This is a genomic window from Kitasatospora sp. MBT63, from assembly GCF_000710465.2.
Taxonomy (GTDB): domain Bacteria; phylum Actinomycetota; class Actinomycetes; order Streptomycetales; family Streptomycetaceae; genus Kitasatospora.
In genome coordinates this window covers 3,898-10,329 of record NZ_JAIZ01000227.1, presented here as the reverse complement: position 1 = coordinate 10,329, position 6,432 = coordinate 3,898, and the positions used below count along the sequence as shown (strand labels likewise).

At 74.5% G+C, this 6,432-nt stretch carries 7 protein-coding genes and 1 pseudogene; 7 read left to right on the top strand and 1 reads right to left on the bottom strand.

Translation table 11 applies throughout. The features are described 5' to 3' along the window. The 4 genes and pseudogenes from AA75_RS15150 to AA75_RS15140 form a co-directional block, all read left to right on the top strand. The coding region (locus AA75_RS15150; protein ID WP_033820530.1) for a M4 family metallopeptidase at nt 1-1,444 on the top strand (1,444 nt) is incomplete at its 5' end. A 104-nt stretch (nt 1,445-1,548) separates the two neighbouring features. Continuing rightward, the gene (locus AA75_RS15145) at nt 1,549-1,878 is read left to right on the top strand and encodes a hypothetical protein (RefSeq protein WP_051812447.1); all 330 of its coding nucleotides are present in this window, start codon (nt 1,549-1,551) and stop codon (nt 1,876-1,878) included. Next, nucleotides 1,866-1,940: pseudogene (locus AA75_RS53985) on the top strand (hypothetical protein); the annotation flags it as partial. The gene AA75_RS15145 and the pseudogene AA75_RS53985, both read left to right, overlap by 13 nt. Nucleotides 1,941-2,084: 144 nt before the next feature. After that, nucleotides 2,085-2,786 carry a VWA domain-containing protein gene (locus tag AA75_RS15140; protein WP_033820535.1) on the top strand — a complete coding sequence of 234 codons (702 nt, stop codon included), beginning with the start codon at nt 2,085-2,087 and terminating at the stop codon, nt 2,784-2,786. A 23-nt stretch (nt 2,787-2,809) separates the two neighbouring features. Here AA75_RS15140 and AA75_RS15135 read toward each other — a convergent pair whose 3' ends face one another. Next, nucleotides 2,810-3,211: a PPOX class F420-dependent oxidoreductase gene (locus AA75_RS15135; protein WP_033820529.1), complete on the bottom strand. Its 402-nt coding sequence runs from the start codon at nt 3,209-3,211 to the stop codon at nt 2,810-2,812. Between the two features lie 142 nt (nt 3,212-3,353). On the opposite strand from AA75_RS15135, the gene AA75_RS15130 reads away from it, so the two are divergent. The 3 genes from AA75_RS15130 (at nt 3,354) to AA75_RS15120 (ending at nt 6,405) form a co-directional block, all read left to right on the top strand. After that, on the top strand, nt 3,354-4,781 hold the full coding sequence (locus AA75_RS15130) for a DUF2252 domain-containing protein (protein ID WP_233289031.1): 1,428 nt from the start codon (nt 3,354-3,356) through the stop codon (nt 4,779-4,781). Between the two features lie 152 nt (nt 4,782-4,933). After that, nucleotides 4,934-6,136, top strand: a complete 1,203-nt coding sequence (locus AA75_RS15125) for a cytochrome P450 (RefSeq protein WP_033820527.1) — start codon at nt 4,934-4,936, stop codon at nt 6,134-6,136. Next, nucleotides 6,133-6,405, top strand: a complete 273-nt coding sequence (locus tag AA75_RS15120; RefSeq protein ID WP_082526525.1) for a ferredoxin — start codon at nt 6,133-6,135, stop codon at nt 6,403-6,405. Before AA75_RS15125 ends, AA75_RS15120 begins: the two co-directional genes overlap by 4 nt. Nucleotides 6,406-6,432: the final 27 nt, after the last annotated feature.

Here is a 6,432-nt window from a genome sequence, read left to right as displayed (position 1 = left end):
CAGCGTCCGGGACGTCCTGATCGACCCGGACGGCAGCCAGCACGTCCGCTACGACCGCACCTTCGCGGGCCTGCCGGTGCTCGGCGGCGACCTGGTCGTCCACCTCGCACCGAGCGGCGCCTACCGGGGCGCCGACCGGGCCACCACCGCGCCGCTCGCGGTGCGGACCACCACCCCGGCGGTCGGCGCCGACGCCGCCGCCGCGCAGGCCGGCCAGGCGCTGCTGGCGGCCGACGGCCGGACCACCACCCTCCAGCCGGGAGCCGCACCGCAGTTGGTCGTCGACGCCGGACACGGCACGCCCAGGCTCGCCTGGCAGACCACCGCCGCGGGGCAGGACTACCTCGGCAACCCGGTCGCCCGTACGGTCCTCACCGACGCCACCACCGGCCGGCAGATCGCCGACTGGGACGGCCTGGAGACCGCGGCCGGCGACGGCGCCTCCCTCTACGGCGGCACGGTGCCGCTGGAGACCACCCAGTCCGGCGGCGCCTACCAGCTCAAGGACCCCACCCGGGGCAACACCTACACCGGCGACGCGGCCAACAAGACCGACCTGTGCATCGGTTCGATCTGCATCGTGCGCGCCCCGGCCACCCTGTTCACCGACGCCGACAACCACTGGGGCACCGGCACCACCGCCGACCGGGCCAGCGCGGCGGTGGACGCCCAGTACGGCACCAACACCACCTGGGACTACTACAAGAACGTGCACGGCCGCACCGGGATCGGCGGTGACGGCAAGGGCTCGTACAACCGGGTGCACTACGGCAGCAACTACAACAATGCCTTCTGGCAGGACAGTTGCTTCTGCATGACGTACGGCGACGGCGACGGATCGGTGTTCGGCCCGCTGGTGGCGCTGGACGTGGCCGGGCACGAGATGTCGCACGGCGTCACCTCGCGGACCGCCAAGCTCAACTACTCCGGGGAGTCCGGCGGGCTCAACGAGGCCACCTCCGACATCATGGGCACCTTGGTCGAGTGGTACGCGGCCAACCCCGCCGACCCGGGCGACTACCTGATCGGCGAGGAGATCGTGAAGCCCGGCTTCGGCAAGCCCGCGCTGCGATTCATGGACCAGCCGTCCAAGGACACCAAGTCCGCGGACTGCTGGAGTTCGAGCGTCGGCGGGCTGGACGTGCACTACTCCTCGGGCGTGGCGAACCACTTCGCCTACCTGCTGGCCGAGGGCAGCGGCGCGAAGGTCATCGGCGGCGTCAGCTACAACAGCCCGACCTGCAACGGTGCCGGCGTCACCGGCATCGGCCGGGACAAGCTCGGCAAGATCTGGTATCGGGCGCTGACCACCTACATGACCTCCACCACCACCTATGCGGGCGCCCGGACCGCCACCCTCAAGGCGGCCACCGACCTGTACGGCGCGGGCAGCGCCGAGTACACGGCCGTCGCGGGTGCCTGGTCCGCGGTGGCGGTCAACTGAACGACGGCGGCCCGTCCGGAGGTTGATCCGGCCATCGCACCCGGCGGGCCCCGCGGAGTGAGGACAATGCTGTGCCTGGGCAGTCCCCTCCCTGGAGGTGCCGGATGACCGTCGTGCTCGCCAAGGGCGCCAACGCCCCGCTGCCCGCCGCCCACTGCCGGGTGACCGTCACCGCCGGGCGGGACCCGGACGTGTTCGTGGTCCTGCTGGGCGCCGAGGGCCGGGTCCGCGGCGACCACGACCTGGTCTTCCACCACCACCCGGCCCAGGACGGCGTGGCGGTGGCCGGCCAGGTCGTCACCGCGGAGCTCTCGCTGCTGCCGGCCGCCGTGGTCCGGGTGGTGGTCGCGGTGGCCGGCTTCGCCCCGGGTGCGGGGCTCGCCGCGCTGGTGGAGAGCGGCGCGAGCCGGGTGGGTTCCCGCTGCCCGCGCTGACCGACGGGGAGACCTGTGTCGCCCTGGTCGAGCTGTACCGGCGCGGCGACGGCTGGAAGGTCCGGGCCGTCGGCCAGGGCTGGAGCTCGGGGCCGCGGGGCCTGGCGGACGCCTTCGGCATCGAGGTCGACGACTCCCCCGCCCCGGCGGCCACCAACCCGGTGGCCGCCACTCCGCCGGCCGCCCCGGCGACCACGCCGACGACCATGCCGGCGATCAGCCTGGAGAAGGTCGAGCGGACCGCACCCGGCCTGGTCGACCTGTACAAGGAGGCCGGCGTCTCGCTCGCCAAAGCTGGGCTCGGGCCACTGCGGGCAGCCGTGTACCTGGTGCTGGACCACTCCGCGAGCATGGGGTGGTACTACGACAACGGCAGCATGCAGCACCTCGCCGAACAGGCGCTCGGCCTGTCCGCCAACCTGGACGACGACGGCACCGTACCCGTGGTGTTCTTCGCCGACGACGTCCTGCTGATCGCCGACCTCTCGCTCGACGACTACCAGGGGCGGATCGGCCTGCTGCACGAGCGGCTGGCGTGGGGCGGGACCCGCTTCGCCCCCGCGATGCGGGCGGTGATCGAGCACTACCTGCACAGCGGCGCGAGCGACCCCGCCTTCGTCATCTTCCAGACCGACGGCGAGCCGTTCGACCGGCGGCAGACCCGTGAAGTGCTGCGCGGCGCCAGCTCGTTGCCGATCTTCTGGCAGTTCGTCGGCTTCGGCCACAGCCGGCAGCTGCGCTTCCTGCGCAGCCTGGACACGCTCGGCGGGCGGGTCGTCGACAACGCGGGCCACTTCGGTGCGGGCCAACGGCCCGGGTCACGCTCCGGCCCGCAGGTGTTCGACCGGTTGGTGCAGGAGTTCCCGGAGTGGCTCCGCGCCGCCCGCGCGGCCGGCATCGTGCGCTGACGCCGCCCCCGGACGGAGGGGGGTCAGACGCGGCCCAGCGCCCGGTCCACGGTGATCTCGATCACCACGCGGTCCGGGTTGACCCGGGGCTCCCGGTACCGCTCGGCGTAGCGCCGTACGCCCTCCGCCACCGCGTCCGGATCGGCGGACACCACCGCGACCCCCTCCAGGGTGGCCCAGCGCGCCCAGTCCACCTGGCACAGCGCCACCCGCAGGCCGGCCTCGCCCGCCGCCCGCACGTGGGCGGCCTTGCGGCTGGTCCGGTTGGTGATCACCCGCGCGATCCCGGTGGCCGGGTCGAAGGTGGCGCCGACCGGGACCACGTGCGGCGTGCCGTCGGGGCGCAGCGTGGTCAGGGTGCACAGCAGCCGTTCGCGCCAGAAGGCGAGGTAGTCCTCGCCGAGGGCGCCGATGTCGTGAGCCATACGTGGCATGCTGCCACACCCGCGGGCGGGCCCCGTGCGAGCGGGGGCCGGGCGGACGGTACGGTTCGTCGCTGCAGGAACCGGCGGGCCTGCGGGAACGTCAGCTCAGGGCATGGAAGCGGAACGGAGTCCGGTGGTGGGGATGGATCAGGACAGAACGGGCGGCGGGCCGTCGGCCGCGGGTGCGGAGCAGGGCCACGGGGCCGGGTTCGCGCAGTGGCCGCCGCAGGGCAGCGCCAAGGAGCGCGGACGGGCGCTGCGGGACAAGGCGCCGCGGGAGTCGCACGCCGCGTTGCGGCTGCCGGCGGACCGGCCGAGCGTGGTGGCGGCGGTGGAGCAGGCCAACGCGGGCCGGCTGTCCGAGCTGGTGCCGATAAGGATCGGCCGGATGGCGGCCTCGCCGTTCGCGTTCCTGCGCGGCTCCGCCGGGCTGATGGCGCACGACCTGGCGGCCACCCCGGCGTCCGGGGTGGTGGCCCAGCTGTGCGGCGACGCGCACGCGGCCAACTTCGGCGTGTACGGCGATGCCCGGGGCCATCTGGTGATGGACATCAACGACTTCGACGAGACCGCGCCCGGCCCCTGGGAGTGGGACCTCAAGCGGCTGGCGGCCAGCCTGGTGCTGGCAGGACGGCAGGCCGGCGCGAGCGAGCAGGTGTGCCGGCAGGCCGCCGCCGACGCGGCCTCCTCGTACCGCAGGACCATGCGGCGGCTGGCCAAGATGCCCGCGGTGGACGCCTGGAACGCCGTTCCCGACGAGCAGTTGGTGACCTTCACCGACGCGCACGAGCTGCGCGAGGTGCTGGACGGGGTGTCCGCGAAGGCGCTGCGCAACACCAGTGCGCGGTTCGCCGCGAAGTCCACCGTCCGCGGTGAGGACGGCCGCTGGCGGTTCACCGCCGCCCCGCCGGTGCTCAGCGAGGTGAGCCGGGCGCAGGCGGCCTCGGTCGCGGGCGCGCTGGACGGCTACCTGGCGACCGTGCCGGAGGAGCTGCACCCGCTGCTGGCCCGCTACAGCGTGCAGGACGTGGCGTTCCGGATCGTGGGCACCGGCAGTGTCGGGACCCGCTCGTACGTGGTGCTGCTGACCGACCGGCGCGAGGAGCCGCTGGTGTTGCAGGTCAAGGAGGCCAGGGCCTCGGTGCTGCTGGCGCCGCTGGCCCGGGCCGGGTTCGCGGTGGCCGGCCCGGCCGGGCACGAGGGCCGGCGGGTGGTGCTCGGACAGAAGCGGATGCAGGTGGTCAGCGACGTCCTGATGGGCTGGGCCACGGTCGACGGACTGCCGTACCAGGTACGGCAGTTCCGCAACCGCAAGGGCAGTGTCGACCCGGCCGCGCTGCAGCCGGCGCTGCTGGACGACTACGGCCGGCTGACCGGCGCGCTGCTGGCCCGGGCGCACGCGCACACCGCCGAGGCCGCGGTCATCGCCGGGTACACGGGCAAGGGCGACGAGCTGGACCGGGCGGTGGCCGCCTTCGCGGTCGCCTACGCCGACCAGAGCGAGGCCGACCACGCGGAGCTGGTGGCGGCGATCCGGGCGGGCCGGCTGCGGGCCGAGTTCGACGTCTGACGGGTGGTCAATCCTGCGTCGGGAGGCCGTGGTTCGCGCCAGTACGGCCTCCCGATGGCCGGTTCTCGTGCTGTCCGCCCGGGCCCGGCGCCCGTACGGTCGAGACGCGGGCTGCCCCCGCAGCCCGGCACGGCCGACCGCCAGGAGGACGGATGACCACCGAGCAACGCCCGGTACCCGACGCGCCGCTCGTTCCGCTGCACTGCCTGCGCCACGCCGAACCGGGTCCGCCCCGGTTGGCCGTCCTGCCCACCGGTACCCCGGTGTGGGTGTGCACCCGGCACGCCGACGTCCGCCAGGTGCTCACCGACCCGCGGATCGGCCGCGCGCCGCTGTACGCGCCGGACGCGCCGCCGATCACCCTGATCCCGAACATCCTCGACGACCCGGACTCGATGCTGAACAGCGACGGCCCCGAGCACCAGCGGGTACGCCGGACCGTCCAGCGGGCCTTCACCCCGCGCGCCATCGCCCGCTGGCGGCCCTGGGTCGCCTCGGTGGTCGAGGAGCTGATCGACCGGCTGGAGGACGCCGGCTTCCCCGCCGAGATCATCGGCTCGTACAGCCGGCCGCTGCCGGTCGCCGTGATCAGCCGGCTGATGGACCTGGACGGCCTCGACCCCGAGCGGCTCGGCCGCTGGAGCGACCACGCCCTGTCCGCCACGGCGTACACCGCCGAGCAGATCGGCACCGCGATGCGGGAGTTCGGGCACTTCGGCTTCCAGCTGATCACCGCCCGCCGCAAGGAGCCCGGGGACGACCTGGTCTCCAGCCTGGTGCAGGCCGCCGACCAGACCGGCGGGGTGACCGAGGAGCAGCTGACCTCGCTGGTCTGCGGGCTGGTGGTGGCCGGGCACGAGACCACCATGACCACGCTCGGCAACGCACTGGTCTACCTGCTCGGCGAGGACCGGGCGGCCTGGGCGCGGATCGGCGCCGACCCGCAGGCCGCCACCGCCGCGACCGAACAGCTGCTGCGGACCATCCCACTCGGCGACTCCACCACCTTCCCCGGGATGCTGCGCCGCACGCTGGCGGAGGTGGAGATCGGCGGGGTGACCATCCCGGCCGGCGCGGTGGTGGCGGCCGACTCGGCCGCGGCCAACCACGACCCGGACGTCTACCCGGCGGGACCCGTCGACCTGTTCGCCCCGGTCGGGACGCCGAGCCTGACCTTCGGCGCCGGCCCGCACCACTGCCTGGGTGCCTGGCTGGCCAGGATGGAGCTGGAGCTCGCCCTGCACTCGCTGGCCCGCCGGCTGCCCGGACTGCGGCTGACCGCGCCGGCCGACGCCATCGACTGGCGCCAGGGCCTGCTGACCCGCAGCCCGCAGACCCTGGAGGTCGCCTGGTGAGCACGGCGGACGGCGTCGGCGGCCCGGGCGGGGACCCGCGGGGCGGGGACCTGGTGGTCACGGTCGACCGGCACCGGTGCGTCGGCACCGGGCTGTGCGCCGCCACCGCCCCGGACGACCTCACCCTCGGCACCGACGGGCGGGCGCTGCCCCGGCGGCCGTCGACCGCGCTCTCCGAGGAGCTGGCCGAGGCCGCCGAGATGTGCCCGGTGGAGGCGATCGCGGTGCTGCGCCCGGCCACCGGGGAGCAGGTCGCCCCGGGGTACTGAGCATCCGGCACACCGGCCGTCGGGCGT

Coding starts and splice junctions, on each gene's coding strand:
- AA75_RS15145 (WP_051812447.1), top strand. CDS start 1,549: ATGACCGTCGTGCTCGCCAAGGGCGCCAACGCCCCGCTGCCCGCCGCC.
- AA75_RS15140 (WP_033820535.1), top strand. CDS start 2,085: ATGCCGGCGATCAGCCTGGAGAAGGTCGAGCGGACCGCACCCGGCCTG.
- AA75_RS15135 (WP_033820529.1), bottom strand. CDS start 3,211: ATGGCTCACGACATCGGCGCCCTCGGCGAGGACTACCTCGCCTTCTGG.
- AA75_RS15130 (WP_233289031.1), top strand. CDS start 3,354: ATGGATCAGGACAGAACGGGCGGCGGGCCGTCGGCCGCGGGTGCGGAG.
- AA75_RS15125 (WP_033820527.1), top strand. CDS start 4,934: ATGACCACCGAGCAACGCCCGGTACCCGACGCGCCGCTCGTTCCGCTG.